General features: G+C 64.5%; 14 protein-coding genes. 3 read left to right on the plus strand and 11 right to left on the minus strand.

Annotated elements, in window-relative coordinates:
* The first annotated feature begins 163 nt into the window (after nucleotides 1–163).
* Entirely contained in the window at nucleotides 164–739 is a 576-nt protein-coding gene (locus D7S89_RS17135; RefSeq protein ID WP_121279139.1) for a helix-turn-helix domain-containing protein, read from the plus strand.
* 14 nt (nucleotides 740–753) lie between these two features.
* Here D7S89_RS17135 and D7S89_RS17140 read toward each other — a convergent pair whose 3' ends face one another.
* The 6 genes from D7S89_RS17140 to D7S89_RS17165 all read right to left on the minus strand — a co-directional run bounded on the left by D7S89_RS17140 (nucleotide 754) and on the right by D7S89_RS17165 (nucleotide 6,935).
* Nucleotides 754–1,602, minus strand: a complete 849-nt coding sequence (locus D7S89_RS17140) for a DUF72 domain-containing protein (RefSeq protein ID WP_121279141.1) — start codon at nucleotides 1,600–1,602, stop codon at nucleotides 754–756.
* Nucleotides 1,603–1,774: 172 nt separating this feature from the next.
* Entirely contained in the window at nucleotides 1,775–2,050 is a 276-nt protein-coding gene (locus tag D7S89_RS17145) for a hypothetical protein (protein WP_121279143.1), read from the minus strand.
* Between the two features lie 190 nt (nucleotides 2,051–2,240).
* Nucleotides 2,241–3,722, minus strand: a complete 1,482-nt coding sequence (locus D7S89_RS17150) for an MFS transporter (protein ID WP_121279145.1) — start codon at nucleotides 3,720–3,722, stop codon at nucleotides 2,241–2,243.
* A gap of 26 nt (nucleotides 3,723–3,748) precedes the next feature.
* Nucleotides 3,749–4,768, minus strand: coding sequence for a cyclase family protein (locus tag D7S89_RS17155; RefSeq protein ID WP_121279147.1), 1,020 nt, complete (start codon nucleotides 4,766–4,768; stop codon nucleotides 3,749–3,751).
* Between the two features lie 93 nt (nucleotides 4,769–4,861).
* A complete protein-coding gene (locus tag D7S89_RS17160) occupies nucleotides 4,862–6,136 on the minus strand; it encodes a CaiB/BaiF CoA transferase family protein (RefSeq protein ID WP_121279149.1) in 1,275 nt (424 codons plus the stop codon).
* A gap of 49 nt (nucleotides 6,137–6,185) precedes the next feature.
* Nucleotides 6,186–6,935 (minus strand): IclR family transcriptional regulator, encoded by a 750-nt coding sequence (locus D7S89_RS17165; RefSeq protein ID WP_121279151.1) that lies wholly within the window; start codon nucleotides 6,933–6,935, stop codon nucleotides 6,186–6,188.
* Between the two features lie 255 nt (nucleotides 6,936–7,190).
* Here D7S89_RS17165 and D7S89_RS17170 point away from each other — a divergent pair, with 255 nt between their 5' ends.
* Both D7S89_RS17170 and D7S89_RS17175 read left to right on the plus strand, forming a co-directional pair.
* On the plus strand, nucleotides 7,191–8,087 hold the full coding sequence (locus D7S89_RS17170) for an HpcH/HpaI aldolase/citrate lyase family protein (protein WP_121279437.1): 897 nt from the start codon (nucleotides 7,191–7,193) through the stop codon (nucleotides 8,085–8,087).
* 126 nt (nucleotides 8,088–8,213) lie between these two features.
* Complete coding sequence (locus tag D7S89_RS17175) at nucleotides 8,214–9,287, plus strand: porin (RefSeq protein ID WP_121279439.1); 1,074 nt, start codon at nucleotides 8,214–8,216, stop codon at nucleotides 9,285–9,287.
* Between the two features lie 30 nt (nucleotides 9,288–9,317).
* On the opposite strand, the gene D7S89_RS17180 is transcribed toward D7S89_RS17175, so the two are convergent.
* The 5 genes from D7S89_RS17180 to D7S89_RS17200 all read right to left on the minus strand — a co-directional run bounded on the left by D7S89_RS17180 (nucleotide 9,318) and on the right by D7S89_RS17200 (nucleotide 15,189).
* On the minus strand, nucleotides 9,318–10,259 hold the full coding sequence (locus tag D7S89_RS17180) for a LysR family transcriptional regulator (RefSeq protein WP_121279153.1): 942 nt from the start codon (nucleotides 10,257–10,259) through the stop codon (nucleotides 9,318–9,320).
* A 290-nt stretch (nucleotides 10,260–10,549) separates the two neighbouring features.
* On the minus strand, nucleotides 10,550–11,569 hold the full coding sequence (locus tag D7S89_RS17185; protein ID WP_245982997.1) for a cyclase family protein: 1,020 nt from the start codon (nucleotides 11,567–11,569) through the stop codon (nucleotides 10,550–10,552).
* Nucleotides 11,562–13,073, minus strand: coding sequence for an MmgE/PrpD family protein (locus D7S89_RS17190; RefSeq protein ID WP_121279155.1), 1,512 nt, complete (start codon nucleotides 13,071–13,073; stop codon nucleotides 11,562–11,564). The genes D7S89_RS17185 and D7S89_RS17190 overlap by 8 nt, the downstream gene beginning before the upstream one ends.
* Complete coding sequence (locus tag D7S89_RS17195; protein WP_425470829.1) at nucleotides 13,070–13,948, minus strand: HpcH/HpaI aldolase/citrate lyase family protein; 879 nt, start codon at nucleotides 13,946–13,948, stop codon at nucleotides 13,070–13,072. Before D7S89_RS17195 ends, D7S89_RS17190 begins: the two co-directional genes overlap by 4 nt.
* The gene (locus tag D7S89_RS17200) at nucleotides 13,945–15,189 is read right to left on the minus strand and encodes a CaiB/BaiF CoA transferase family protein (protein ID WP_121279157.1); all 1,245 of its coding nucleotides are present in this window, start codon (nucleotides 15,187–15,189) and stop codon (nucleotides 13,945–13,947) included. The genes D7S89_RS17195 and D7S89_RS17200 overlap by 4 nt, the downstream gene beginning before the upstream one ends.
* Nucleotides 15,190–15,224 lie beyond the last annotated feature (35 nt).

The raw sequence follows: 15,224 nt of genomic DNA on the forward strand, positions 1-15,224 counted from the left end.
GCGCGTAAACCCTCAATTAGCCGATCTTTTTTCGTTTTGCGACGGGGCCTCTGGCAACATAGAGTGCGCTGTCTAAATTATGCCGCCCGCGCCAAGTCCGACGGGCGCCTTGCGCTCCACGAACACCCACGTTACCTCTACTTACCGGCGTATTCCGCATCTTATGGTTTCGAACGTTGAAAGCGCCCGCCGGGCAGCCGACCTGGGCGGCAAAATCCGCGCGCTGCGGCATCGGCTCAGACGGACGCTCGATGAAACGGCTACGGCGGCCGGCATTTCGAAGCCGTTTCTCTCACAGGTCGAACGCGGGCTGGCCACGCCCTCGCTGACGTCGCTGGCTGGCATTGCGAGCGCGCTCGGCGTGACGCTGCAATATTTCGTCGAGACGCCGAGCGAGGAGCGTTCGGTGCGCCGTGCGGAGCAGCTGCGCTTCTTCAGCTTCGCCGATTCGGCCAATTTATTCGCACGACTGACGAATTCATCGGTGGGCAGTCAGCTGGAGAGCATCTTCGTCCGCTTGCCGGCCGGGCAGTCGTCGGCAGCGGAGGTGACGACGCACGCCGGCGAAGAGTTTCTGTACGTGATTTCCGGTGAGATGTCGCTCACGCTCGAAGGCAAGACCTTCGAGCTGCATGCCGGCGACAGCGCACATTACGAGTCGACGGTGCCCCATAGCTGGGCCAATACGGGCGATGTCGAAGCGACGCTCGTCTGGGTCGGTACGCCGCGTTTGTTCTAAAGCATCGAACTCGCCTACCGGCTGTTCTTTGCGCGGCCTTCGGGTAGCGCGCCGACGCGCTCGATCAATGCGATCCCCGCTGCGGGATTACGTGTTTTGAAGCCGCTGATCACATACAGGAATACATCGCGGCTCGTGGCTTCGGGTGGTGCATCGACGACCGTTTCCAGATCATCGGGTGCCGAGCCCGAGGCCCATCGATGGAGGCGCGCCGCCCACTGGTCGAGCGCCGCCTCGTCGTAGCCACGCTCGTTTGCTTCAACCGTGCCCATGATGCGCGCGTAAACGAATGGTGCCGTGACGTCGGCGATCTGCGGATAGGGGCCGTCGGCCGACACCACGACGGCGACGCCATGCTCGCGCACGAGCGCGACGAACTCCGGATGCTTGAAGCTGTCGTGCCGCACTTCGACGGCATGGCGGATTGCATGGCCCTCCACGCGCTTGGGCAGCAAGCGCAGGAACGCATCGAAATCCTCGGCATCGAACTGCTTGGTTGTCGGGAACTGCCAGTTGATCGGGCCGAGCTTGTCCTTCAGCTCCGTCACGCCGCTTGCGAAAAATCGTTCGATCGAGTCTTGCGCTTCGGCCAGTACGCGCCGATGCGTGGCGTAGCGCGGCGCCTTCAGCGAGAACACGAAGTCGTCGGGCGTTTCATCGTGCCACTTGATGAAGCTCGCGGGCTTCTGCGAGCCGTAGAACGTGCCGTTGATTTCGATCGAGGTGAGCTTGCGGCTCGCGTATTCGAGCTCGCGCTTTTGTGTGAGGCCGGGCGGGTAGAACGGCCCGCGCCAGGGTTCGTAGGTCCAGCCGCCGATGCCGATGCGTATCCTGGGCGTTGCCGATGCAGTGCGCAGTGTCATGGTGGGTCGCCGAGCGTTTCGGTTGTCAGTGGCGCAAGCACGCAGACTGACTCGCGCCGTCGAGGCGACATGATACTAGGCGCTGCCCCCATCTTCACGACAGGCCTGACGGCGCAGGCAGTGTCCGCGAAGCGTCCTACCCCTGCGGCCGCAGGGGTAGGTCAAAAGAACCTCAGTTGCCAGCGCCAGGCATTTCACCGTGCGCGGCTGCATATCGCTCGGCCTGCTCGAGCTCGGCATGGGCTTGCGCGAAGGCTTGTCGCGCTTTCCACATGTGCCCGCCGAAGTTATGGACATTATCTTTGTGCATGCTTTCCGTGAGGCTCATGCCGTCATCTGCCGCTTTATAGGCTTCACGGACACGCACGGGATCGTAGGTGGTCTGTGCGAAAACGGACATCGTGGTGCAAGCGGCAATCAGGCCGACGAACAGTGCAGCTTTCTTCATGGTGCTTTCTCTCAGACTCTCATAGGGGTATGCGCGCGAAGATCCCGCACGCCGAACAGTTGAGCCAATCGTTTGTGCTCCTATGCAAGAACGCGCCAATGCAAAAACTGTTGACTGATGGATTGTTACTAAGTGTCACTCTGGAATGGCCATCGCTCGGCTGCCATAGATGAGTGGGGTGCCCCTCGCCTTACGAGCGCCGCGAGATCGTAGCTGCGGCGAGCCGAGCCTCCCGCGCTTGGGCCGGCGTTCCCTCGGGCACATCCTGTTCGGCCACGGCGTCGCCGGCGATCTCCTCGAGCGAGCGATGGTTCGTGCGCGGGCCGAACATGCCGATCGACACCATCACGATCAACATGCTTGCACCGATCAGCACGAACACGGCCGAGGCGCCCACGTGCTCGAGCAAGAGCGCGACGATGAAGCTGCTCGCAATGCCGGTGAGGCGGCCGATCGAATGCACGAAGCCGAGCGCACGGCTGCGAATGTCCGTGGGGAAGATCTCGGCCTGATAGGCCGTCGCGTTGCTGGCCATCACCGTATTGCACAGTGTGACGAGCAGGCCGAAGACGATGACGAGCGATGCCTGCCCCGCCATCGCGAATCCGGTGCCGAACAGCGCGACGCCAAGGGCCGTGGCGACGATCAGCCATTTGCGCTCGATGCGGTCCGCGAGCAGGCCGGCGACGAACGGCGACACCGGATACGCGAACGCAATGACGAACGCGTACCAGAGGCTCTTGGTCACGGCGGCCCCTTGCGCGACCAACAGCGTCGGCAGCCACTGACTGAAACCGAAGAACCCGATGCTGAGGAAGGCATTGAAGACGATCAGCATGATCGTGCGCCCGCGGTAGTGCTTGCTCCACATCGAAGCCGCGCGGCGCGAGCCACCCACGGTTGATGCGCCGGATGCGGCCTGCGCAGGCGGCAGCGCACGGCCGTATTCGCGTTCGACTTGCCGTTCGAGGCGCACGAGCACGGCTTCGGCCTCGGCTTCGCGGCCATGCGCCGCCAGCCAGCGCGGCGACTCGGGCAAACGCGTTTGCAGCCACCACGCGACGACAGCCCCTGTGCCGCCGAGCAGCACGACCCAGCGCCACCCCGACACGCCGAGCGGTGCATACGGAATCCATTGCCACGAGGCGAACGCCAGGACGGGCATGGCGAGATAGCTGAACGCGAAGCAAACGGCAAAGGCGCGCCCACGCAGGTGCTTGGGCACGAGCTCGGTTAGGAACGCGCCGATGGTGATCAGCTCTGCACCGACACCGCATCCCGCGATCAGCCGGCACATGCAGATGCCGAGCGCCGTGTGTTGAAAGCACATCGCCAAGCTCGCCGCCGTATACAACAGCAGCGCGCTCGTGAACAGTGCACGTCGGCCGATGCGGTCAGCGAGCCGCGAGAGCAGCATTTCGCCGAGGAAGAGCCCGGCAAACGTGGCGGCACCTAGTGCGCCTTGATCGGACATGCCGAACAGGCCGTGCGCACCGGTGTGAAAAATGCCGTCGCGGACGAGGCCCGGCGGCAGATACGTCATCTGGAACAGGTCGTAGACTTCGAAGAAGCCGCCGACACTCAACAGCAGCACCAGTCCCCAGATGGTGCGCGTAACGGGAAGGCGGTCGATGCGGTTCGTTATCGATAAAGCGTACGGCGTGGAGGACATTGGCATTCCTTATTGTTTGCCGACGGTCACACCGTCGCGACGGGGTTGACGGGGGAGCCGACGAGGCCGCGCAGGTAGAGCGGCGGTGCCGTGAGCAGGAAGCGGGACCGCCCGTGCTCATGCAACCATTGTGCGAGCGGCGTCAGGTGCCATAGCTCGCCCAGATGAATGCCGAGCTTGAACAAACACAGCTCGTGCAGTGGCATCACAGGGCCCGGGCTGGCACGATCGGCCATATGCTGCGGACGTTCCTCGACGGCATGGTTATCGGCGACGAGCGCGACGAGGCCGGATTCGTCGACCCAGCGCAGCAGCCGCTCATCGCTGCTGTCGAGTACGCAGCATCCGTTGAGCGTGTCGTCCGACGCCTCCGTCCCGGCATGCAACAACGCATCGGCGAAGCCCGTATGCAGGCAGACGAGATCGCCTCGCTCGACTACGACCCGATCGGCCTCCATGACCGCCGCAAGCTCGGCATAGCCGACTTTGCGCCGTGCGGCGCCGAAGTGACGGTGCAGATCGATCATGACGCCGCGGCCCTGCACGCCCGTGCGTGCCATCACGTCGATGCCGAGCGCCTGGGCGCCGCCTGTCGGCGCGCCATCTTCGGGCACACGCACATGCTCGTCCATGCGATAGCCGTTGTAAAAGACGCGCTCGGGCCGGCCGTCGCCGTCGGCGTCGAACAGCGAGCCGACGTGCGCGAATGCATCCCATTGAGTCGAGAACTGTGAGTGCATGCAGAAGGCGTCATCGCAGACGACGTCGGTCGCATTGCGTACACGCTCGTCGGCGCGATAGCCGAAGTACGGCGTGCCATTGAGCAGTGCGGGCATGACGGCAGGCGGGCGGCGGCGAGCGTTGAGTCCACCGCCGCGCGGCACGTCGAGCGGCAGGCTGAGCGAGAATACGAGGCCTTCGCGCACTTCCGCCACGGCTTCGCGCACGCGTTCGGGCGTGAGCCAATTGAGGCGGCCTTTCTGATCGTCAGGGCCGAAGTCGCCCCAGTTCGATCCGGGCGGCCGTCGCGTCCAGCGCGGGTCCATGACTGTCTCCTTGTTGTGGGCGTACGGACGCTCGGAACCCGTCGCTTGGTTTGTCGTTAGGACTGCGATACGTTACACCGGTGGTGCGGAAAATCACGGGCCGACGATGACCCCTTGCCTTTCCAATATGGTGTACTCGTGCTCGCCGAGCAGCGGTAACAGCACTTCGCGGTTGTGCTCGCCAAGCGTTGGTGCGGGGCGTCGAAACGTGCCAGGCGTCCCTGACAACCTTGGAACGACGTTGTGCATGGGCAGGCTGCCGACATCCTCGTCGGGCAGCTCGACGAGCACTTCGCGCTCGATCACGTAATCGTCGGTCACGATCTGGTCGATCGTATTGATCGGGCCGACCGTGACGCCGGCCGCTTCGAAGAACGCGAGATTGTCGTCGAGGGTGCGCTCTGCGATGAATCCGCCGACGATCGCGTCGAGTGCTTCGGCATGCTGAACGCGCTGCACGTTCGTCGCGTAGCGGGGATCGTCGATGAGCTCGGGGCGGCCGATCGCGCGAAAGAGCCGCTCGGCCATGCCCTGCGTGGAGCTGGACAGACACAGCCATTTGTCGTCGCGCGTGCGGTAGGCGTTGCGCGGCGACGTGTTCGTCGAGCGGCTGCCGGTGCGTGGCTTGATTTTCCCGGTCAGCGCATAGTTGGCCGCGGACGGCCCGAGGATCGAGAACAGCGGTTCGAACAGCGACACGTCGATGACCTGGCCGGGCGCGTCTTTGCGCTCGCGTGCGAGCAGCGCGGTGAGTACGGCGATTGCGCCCGACAGGCCCGCCGTCATGTCGCCGAGAAAGATCGGCGGCAGTACCGGCTCGCGGTCAGCGAAGCCGTTGATCGATGCGAAGCCCGAGTAGCCTTCGGCCAGCGTGCCGAAGCCGGGCTTGTGCTGGAACGGCCCTGTTTGCCCCCAGCCCGAGATACGCGCGATGACGAGCTGAGGCCGGATCGTGTGCAGGACGTCGGGGCCGAGACCCATCTGCTCGAGCACGCCGGGCTTGAAGCTTTCGATGAAGACGTCCGCGGTGGCGACGAGCTTGCGCACGACGGTGATGCCCTGCGTCGAATGCAGATCGAGACACACGCTGCGCTTGTTACGCCCGTAGACCTTCCAGTTCGTGCTGATGCCGCCTGCGCCGACTGCCCGCAGCGTATCGCCGCGCTCGTTCTCGACCTTGATCACGTCGGCGCCGAAGTCGGCCAGTTGCAGGCTCAGCATGTTGCCGGCCATGAGCCGGGAGAGATCGACAACCTTGATGCCGTCGAGTGGACCGCGCGCGGCGGCGTCGAAGCGTTTGGCGTGAAGCGGCCCGATGGACCCGCGCCGAGCGGGGGCGTGCGTGGCTTGCGTCGTATCGACGGGCATCCGTGTCTCCTGTTTTTCGTTTTTGATTCGTTGACGCGAAGGCCGGGCCTCAGTCGTTCAGCGCGCTATACGTGGCGGCCTGCGACGGAGCGGTGGCGAACGCGGGCAAATCGCCGCCCAGCATGTGCGTGAGTTCGCTCGCGGCGGCCTGAACGCGCGGCAGATAATCGCCGAGCACCTTCTTGTTGAAGCGGTAGCGCGGTACGCCCAGCGAGATCGTGCCGTTCAGCAAGCGCCCGACGCCGAACACCGGGCAGGCAATCGCGGCGCTCTCAGGGTCGCGCTCGCCGATCGACACGGCATAGCCTTGTTCGGCGACTTTGTCGTAATCGCCGCCTCGCGTACCCGAGAACGTAAGCAGCACGCGGCCTGCCGCGCCGACGTCGAGCGGGAAGCGATCGCCTTCGCGCAGGTTCGTGCGCACGGCGCGCTGTGCATGAAAGCGGAACAGGCAGACGCGCTGATCGCCTTCACGCACGTAGTAGGCCGCCGTTTCACCCGTCTCGTCGCTGAGGCGCTGTAGCACGGGCACCGCGTGCTCGCGCAGCTGGAACGACTCGCGGTACATGATGCCGAGATGGAACGCGGCCGGGCCGAGCACGTAGCGGCCGTCGGGCATGCGCTTGATAAAGCGGAAATTCTCGAGCGACTCGAACAGGCGTAGCAACGTACTCATGTTGAGCCCTGTCGCTTCGCTTACCTGCGCGAGCATCAATCCGTTCGGCGCATCGCCGAACGCGAGCAGCGCTGTCAGCGCGCGATTGACGGCAGCGACGCCGCCATCCGCTTGAGCATTCATATCAACCTCTTTCTCTTCGATGAGCCGTGACGGGCAAGCGAACGAACCGCCGCCTGTACGCGTATAAAACGAAAGTCACTTTCATTTTATAGCTCACGCATGGCATGTCAACCGACAAGCGGAACGTAAGGATTGCTGATTCAGGCCGCTTTGTGCTTTGCACAAGGGGGTTAACCACAGTTTGACGCTGCCGATCCTCGAGCATAAAAATAAAAGTAACTTTCATTTTTTGAATGTCTGATGATGAACCCCTCTATCTCCTCCACTTCACAGCCTGTCTGGCGTTCGTTGCTGTACGTGCCTGCCCATGTGGGCCGGTTCGTCTCTTCGGCTGTCGATTGCCGCGCCGATGCGGTGTTGCTCGATCTCGAGGACAGCGTGCCTGTCGAGGCGAAAGACGACGCGCGTGCAGCATTGCCTGCGGCCTGCGCACGTTTGAAAGAGGCCGGCCATGATGTGCTGGTGCGTGTGAACGGGCCGCTGCAATGGCTCGTGCCCGATCTCGAGGCGGCCGTGGCGGCGAACGTCGATGGTGTGGCGGTGCCGAAGGTACTGGGGGCCTCGCACCTCGAAGCGATTTGCGAACTGCTCGACACGCTCGAGCGCGTACACGACGTCGAACCGGGCAAGACCCGTATCGTCGCGATGATCGAGACGCCGCGCGCATTTCAGGCGATGGCCGCGATCTGTCGTGTGTCGCCGCGCTTGGTGGGAGTCATGCTGGGCGGCGGCGATTTCGCGCTTCATTGCGGCAGCCGCGCGAGCGCAGAGGTCCTGCGCTTACCGAAGCAATTGATGGTGATCGCGGCGCGGGCGGCCGGCATCTTGCCGTTCGGCCTGCTGGGCACGCCTGACGACCTGTCGGACCTCGAAGCGTTCGAGCGCATGGCGCACGAGTCGGCCGACTTCGGTTTCGTCGGCGCCACGTGCATTCATCCGAAGCAGGTCGATGCGCTGAACCGCGCGTTCATGCCGTCGGCCGCCGAGGTCGAGGCCGCGCGTGAGGTCATCGACGCCTACGACAAGGCTCGTGCCGCAGGACGGGGAGCCGTGCGAGTGGGCAGCAAGATGATCGATCTACCCGTATTCGAACTCGCACAGCGCACGGTGCAGCGCTATGAAGCCGTGCCGCGTGCACCGCATGCTGCGTAGCGCGCTCGAGTACCGGCACGACAGCGCGCCCCGACGCGTCACAAACAAGAAAGCGATCAAGCAGCGAATAAGCCCATGACGCGCACGTCGATGCGTGATGATAAGGACTACAAAGGAGACGCAAGAATGAGAAAAAAGTGGTTCGCCGCGTGCGGGCTGGGGATTGCTTCGGCCAGCGCCAACGCGCAGTCGAACGTTACGTTGTACGGGATAGCGGACATCTACACCGAATTCCTGACCAATCAGGCGACGTCAGGCAACGGCGCGGGCCATCTGATCCGGATGGCCTCGGGCGGCAAGAGCGGTTCGCGTTGGGGCGTGCGCGGCGTAGAGGCGCTCGGCGATGGCTGGCAAGCCGAGTTTCGCCTCGAGAGCACGGTCAATCTGAACAACGGAACCGCCCTGGGCGCGGGTGGGTTCGACCGTCAAGGCTGGGTCGGCCTTCATCACGAGCAGTGGGGTGGCGTGCGTCTCGGTCGCCAATATACGTCGTTGTTCGACGTGCTCGAACACTTCGGGCCGACCGACGGCTACTCCACGATTTACGAACCTGACGGAGCGATCGTCGGACCGAGCTTCCGCGAAAACAACGTGGCCAAGTACTACGCCGATATCGGCGGACTGTCCGTGCGCGCCCACTATTCGTTCGGCGGCACGGCGGGGGCATTCTCGAGCGGAGCGGCCTGGGGCGCCGGGTTCAATTACACGTTCGGCTTCGTGTCGGTGGCGGCAGCCTTCGACGACGTCAATGGCACCCTCCCCAACGTCACGCACTTTCGCCGCTATGCGACGGCCGTCATGGCGACGCCCGGCCGCGCAACGTTGATGGCTGGCTTCGAGCATGCCAACGGCAACGTGACCACATCGGGCGTCGTCAGACGTTTCGACTTTTACTGGGTGGGTGCTCGCTACCAGGTGACCCCGGTACTGCAGGCGGTGGGCGGCTTCTACTACGAGGACATCGCGGCGCAGAACCCGGCCCAGGGGCAGACGGGCACACAGCCGACCAACCCGAAGCAGGTCGGCTTTCAGCTCAACTACGTGCTGTCGAAGACGACGATGGTCTATCTGACCGGCGGCTATGTCTGGCACGCGGCGCTCGATTTCGACAACGACAACTATCACATCCTCAACTACTCGCTGGCGGCTGGACGATCGAACAGCGCGGGCGTGGCGCTCGGGATGCGCAAGCTCTTCTGAGGCAATCCACCGAGCCGCTTGGCCAGGGCTTCAACCGACGTCTAGTGCTTCCATCAACGTGCGGCACGCATCGAGCGACGCGGCCGCCTCGGTAATGCGTGCCCGCAGCCACGTGTGCGCGGCACTCGCGTCGTTCCGGCGATGCCAGTAGACGGACCACGTAAGCGGCTCGAGCGCCAGCGGCAGCTCGCGGATGACGAGGCGCTCGTCGGCCAGGCTCAGTGCGTGCCGCTCCGACATGATGACGGCGACGGGCAGCGCGTTCAGCATGTGAGGCACGACGAGCCAGTGCGGAACGTTCAGCACGACGCGACGCAGGCAGTGCATTTCGGCGAGGCGGTTGTCGACGATGCTGTTGTCGATGGGATTCGTCGTGACGTTGAGGAAGTCGAGCGAGACGAAGCGCTCGAGCGTCAGCGGCTTGTCGACATCGGGATGCCAGCGGCTCTGCACGCAGACCATCCGGTCGCGCAGTGCGACATGCGAGCGTAGTGTGCCGCGATGTTCGAGCCCGGTGCTGAGCGCCATGTCGAGCGTGCCCGCTTCCAGTGCGTCGGCGGTTTCGGCGGGCGACAGGTGCATGACGTTCAGCCGCACGCGCGGTGCCATTTGCCGGATCGTGCGCGACAGCGTCGGCAGAATCAGCAATTCAGTCAGATCCGACATGCGCAGCATAAAGTGTCGTTCCGATAAATGCGGATCGAATTCGTGTTCAGCGGCAAAAAGTGCTTCCACTTGCTGAAGAATTTGCCGGATTGGCCCGACGAGCGTTTTTGCACGTGGGGTCAATTCCATGCCGATCGTTCCGCGTACGAGAATATCGTCCTTGAACACGTGGCGAAGGCGGCTCAATGCATTACTGACGGCGGGCTGCGTGAGACCGATTTTCCTGCCGGCTCGCGTGACCTGCCTTTCGCTGAGCAGCGCATCCAGTATCACGAGCAGATTCAAATCGATTGAACGGAGGTTCATGGTGGGGCACCGTGTGCTCTGTGAATGAAAGCCGAATTGGAGAGGCGCGCATTCGGCGTGTCAGGTAAAACACCCCCCTATCATTGGCAATGAATCTGGGATAGTCCAGTATTGACAACTCGATATGAATCACGTATCGCTGACGATGATTTTTTGTAGGCGGAAATTGAAATAATGAATTGCGCATCGCGAAGCATTCGCGATGCGCATGGCATGAAAACGTGACGATCAAAAAACTAGAAGCCTATCGATCGATTCGCGGCGTGATAAAGCTTGAATACCTCCGCGAATCAAACGGTGGCGACAGGATTGACGGGCGAGCCCACCAGCCCGCGGATATGCAGCGGCGGAGCGGTCAGCAGGAAGCGGCTGCGGTTGTGCTCGTGCAGCCAGTTGGCGAGCGGCGTCAGATGCCACAGTTCGCCGAGGTGGATGCCGAGCTTGAATAGACACAGCTCATGCAACGGCATCAACGCGCCGCGCTGCGCTTTCGGCTTCAGGTCGTACGGACGCTCCTCGACCGCATGATTGTCTGCAGCGAGCGCCGCGATACCCGATTCGTCGATCCAGCGCCGCAGCCGTTCGTCTTCGCTGTCGAGCACGCAGCAGCTGGCAAGCTTCTCGGGCGGTGCCGTATCGTCGTGCAAGAGGAGATCGGCAAAACCCGTGTGGATGCAGACGATGTCGCCACGCTCGACGACCACGCGATCGGCCTGCATGACTCCCATGAGTCCTTCGAATCCGATCTTCTTGCGCGCATCGCCAAAATGGCGGCGCAGATCGATCAATACGCCGCGGCCTTGCACCCCTGTGCGCGCCATCACGTCGATGCCGAGCGCCAGTGCGCCGCCCCGCGTATCGTCGTGTGCCGGCACGCGCAGATGCTGGCCCATGCGATAGCCGTTGTAGAAGACGAGCTCGGGTTCGCCGTCGCCGTCGGCATCGAACACGCTGCCGACGTGCGCGAGCGCATCCCATTGCGTCGAGAACTGCGAGTGCATGCAGAACGAATCGTCACAGACGACGTCGGTCGCGTTGGCCACGCGTTCGTCGGCGCGATAGCCGAAGTAGGGCCGTTCGCCGAGCAACGCCGGCGAGATCGCGGGCGGGCGGCGGCGCGCGTTCAAGCCGCCGCTGCGCGGCACGTCGAGCGGCAAGCTCAGCGAGAACGACAGGCCTGCTTGCACTTCGCGAATGCCTTGCAGCACCTTCTCGGGCGTGAGCCAGTTGAGGCGTCCGCGTTGATCGTCGGGGCCGAAGTCGCCCCAGTTCGACCCGGGCGGGCGTTGTTTCCAGCGCGGATTATCCAAGCGTTCCTCCGTTCGGTTGCACGGGCGGCGTCGTGCCCCGGTCGATACCCTCGAGCAACGGTTCGAGGCTGCCGAGCGGGCCGTTGTCGACGAGTGCATGCACGGCATCGCGCAGCGCGTGGGCGCACTGGTCCCCGATCGTCGAACCCGCTGCGAGCAGGAACTTCGTCGTGAGCTCGTCGTGTGTGAGCGGGCGTGCCGAGGTTCCCTTGCTCGATTCGACGCGAGCCTCGCGTATCGAACCGTCCTTCATGCGCACGCGCAGCACCGCGGGCAGGCGGGCGGGAAAGCGCACGTTGCACCAATCGTCGGCCACGCACGTGACCTTCTCGGCGAGCGCGCGGCGGGCCGGGTCGTGCACCAACGCTTCGTCGAAATCGTCGAACCACAGGCCTAGCCCGCCACCGCCCAGCAGCGCGGCCGCGATCGTGTACGGCCCTGAGAAGGCTGCCGCGTAGCCGTTGGGTGGGTTGGCTTTGACGGCAGCGGGTTCGCCGATCGTGCGCAGCGTCGGTGCGGCGACGCGCAATTCGATCGACTCGATATCCTCGACGTGCAAGCCTTCTGCCTTCAGTTGCAAGGCCGCGTCGATGCCGGGATGCGTGAAGTGATTGCATGGATACGGCTTGAAGATGATGTGGCTCGTCTCCCAATCGTGGCCCAGGCCGCGCAGCATCTCGGCCGGCTCCGCGAGCTCGCCGCACCACGCATGAAAGAAGCCGAACCGGCCCTCGAGCACGGTGGGCGGGGCCGTGATGCCGGCCAGGGCGAGCTCGGCTGCGCTGACACCCGCATGCGCGGCCCAGCCGCAGTGAATGCGTTTGACCGAGCCGCCGGTGCGGTTCGCTTCGAGCAATCCGGCGCCCATGCTCGCGGCGATGCCGATAGCGGATGCGATGCCATCCGCATCGGCACCGGCCAGCATCGCGCAAGCCGTGGCGGCGCCGAGCGTGCCGCAAATCGACGTGGCATGTTGTCCGCGATCGAAGAAGACGGAGTTGCCGAGTGCCTCGTTATAGGCTGCGACGCCCGCACGCAGGCAGACCTCGGTGCCGACCGTGATCGCGTCGAGCAGCGCCGTGCCGGACGCGCGACGTGCCTGTGCCACCGCGAGCGCTGCGGGAATCACCGAGGCGCTCGGATGCAGCACCGACAGCATGTGCGAATCGTCGAAGTCGAGCGCATGGGCGAGCGTGCCGTTGACGAGCGCGGCGCTGGTCGCGGGCAGCCGTTTGGCGCTGCCGATGACACTGGCTGGGCCACTGCCCCCCCAACCGTCGACGACTCGCTCCACGGCATGGGCGACGCTCTCGCGATGGGCTACCAGGCTGTTGCCGAGCAGATCGAGCAGCCGCGCCGCGGCTTCTTCGCGCAACACACGCGGCAGGCCCTGTTGACGCATTTCGGCAGCGAAGCGGCCGAGCTCGAGCACGATGCCGTCGGGCGGCAGCGCGGGCCGGGCGGGCGCGCTGGCCCGGCGCAGGGAAGTATCGGCATGGTTCACGCGAGTGCTCCCTGAGCAGGCAGGTTCGCCGCGAGCGCGAGCGTCACCCGCGCGTTGGCGATCAGCGGCGGGGCGACCACACGCCCGTCGGGCAGCACGAAGACCGACGAACCCGTGCTTGCGCCGGCATTCGCCTCCACGGCCTCGAGCACGCCTCGTGCCGCGCGCACTTCCTCTTCCGATGGCGTAAACACCTCGTTGATGATCGGCAGCTGCGAAGGATGGATCGCAAAACGGCCGACGAAGCCCATCGACTTCGCGCGTAGCGTCGATTCACGCAGCCCGTCGAGATCCTTCAGCGTGTGATAGACCGTTTGAATCGGGGCCGAGAGGCCGGCCGCACGCGAGGCGATCACGCACCGCGCGCGGCAAAACTCGAGCGTGAAGTTGTCGACGCCGACTTGCAGGTCGGCGCGCAGATCGCTTTCGCCGATGCCGATGCGGTCGAGTCGCGGCGAAGACATCGCGAGCTGATAGGCGGTCTCGATGCCGTACGCCGATTCGATGAGGATCTGGATGCCCGCTGAGCATCCAGCCTCGTCGAGCCACGAGGCCACCGTGCGGATTTCCTCGGGACCGTCGCACTTGGGCAGGCGCAGCGCGACGAGCGACGGTTGCGCGATGGCCTCGACGTCATCGCGGCACCAGGGGCTCGAGGCCGGATTGACGCGCACGTAGGTCGGCTTGGCCGGATTCGACGCGAGGATTGACGCCGCGGCGGCGCGCGCCTCGTCCTTGTGATTGGCGGGCACCGCATCTTCGAGATCGAGCACGACGGCATCGGCCTCGCTCGCATAGGCTTTTTCGACGACCTGCGCCTTGTGCGCAGGCACGTAGAGATAGCTGCGATAGGTTGGACTGTTCTTGATTTTCATACGATGCCTCGTTCGGTTAGTTGAGCGAGCTCTTGCGGCTCGATGCCGAGCGCGCCGAACACCTCTTCGTTGTGCGCTCCGCGCGGCAGCCCACCCCAGCGGATCGCACCCGGCGTGTCGGATAGGCGAAACGGTACGTTGTGGGTCTTGAACGAGCCGAGTTCGGCATCCTCGACCGTGACGACCGAGCCCAGGGCTGCGTATTGCGGGTCGTCTTGCACATCGGCCACGTCGTAGACGGGCGCGATCGCCGCCTCGGCGCGCTCGAATGCGGCGATGACCTCGTCGCGCGGCCGCGCGCCGATCCATCCGCCTACGGCAGCATCGAGTTCGTCGGCATGGCGTGCACGCGATTCGCCGGTTGCGAACCAGGGCTTGGATATCAGGTCTTCGCGGCCGATGAGTCGCATGACGCGCTCGGCGACGCTGTGCGCCGAGGTCGACATCGCCACCCACTTGCCGTCGGCGGTGCGATATACGCCGCGCGGTGCGTTGTTGGGCGAGCGATTGCCGGTGCGCTCGGGGATCTTGCCGGTCTGGTCATAGCTGGTGACTTGCGCCCCCATCGCGGCGAGCATCGTCTCGATGATGGCGAGGTCGACGACTTGCCCCCGGCCCGTGCGGCGGCGTGCCCACAACGCCGTCATGATCGCGAATGACGCCGTGAGCCCGGCCACGGTGTCGGCCAGCGGGAACGAGGGTAGTAGCGGCGGCCCGCCCGGCTCGCCGGTGATGGCGGCAAGCCCGCTCATCGCTTCGGCCAACGTGCCGAACCCAGGGCGCCGTGAATAGGGGCCGAACTGTCCGAAGCCCGTCACACGGACGAGAATCAGCTTGGGGTTGATGGCCGACAGCACGTCGTAGCCGAGCCCCCAGCGCTCGAGCGTGCCGGGGCGGAAGTTCTCGACGACGACGTCCGCTTCCGCTGCCATCTCGCGGAAGATGCGCTGACCTTCGGGCGTGCCGAGGTTCAGCGTGACGGCTCGTTTGTTACGCGCGAGCACTTTCCACCACAGCGCAACCTGCCCGCGTCGTGCACCGTATTTGCGCGCGGGGTCGCCGCCCGGATGCTCGACCTTGATCACGTCGGCACCGTAGTCGGCCATCATCGTCGCGGCAAGCGGACCGGCGAACAGCGTCGCCGCATCGATGATGCGAATGCCCTTCAACGCTGGTCCGCCCAGCGTGTCGCTCGCGGCGCTGGGGGCAGCGTCGTCGATATCGATGTCCGGCATGGTCATGATGTTCTCCTATGAGCTCCGTACCGGGCACCGTC

The organism is Trinickia fusca (genome assembly GCF_003628145.1).
Lineage (GTDB): Bacteria > Pseudomonadota > Gammaproteobacteria > Burkholderiales > Burkholderiaceae > Trinickia > Trinickia fusca.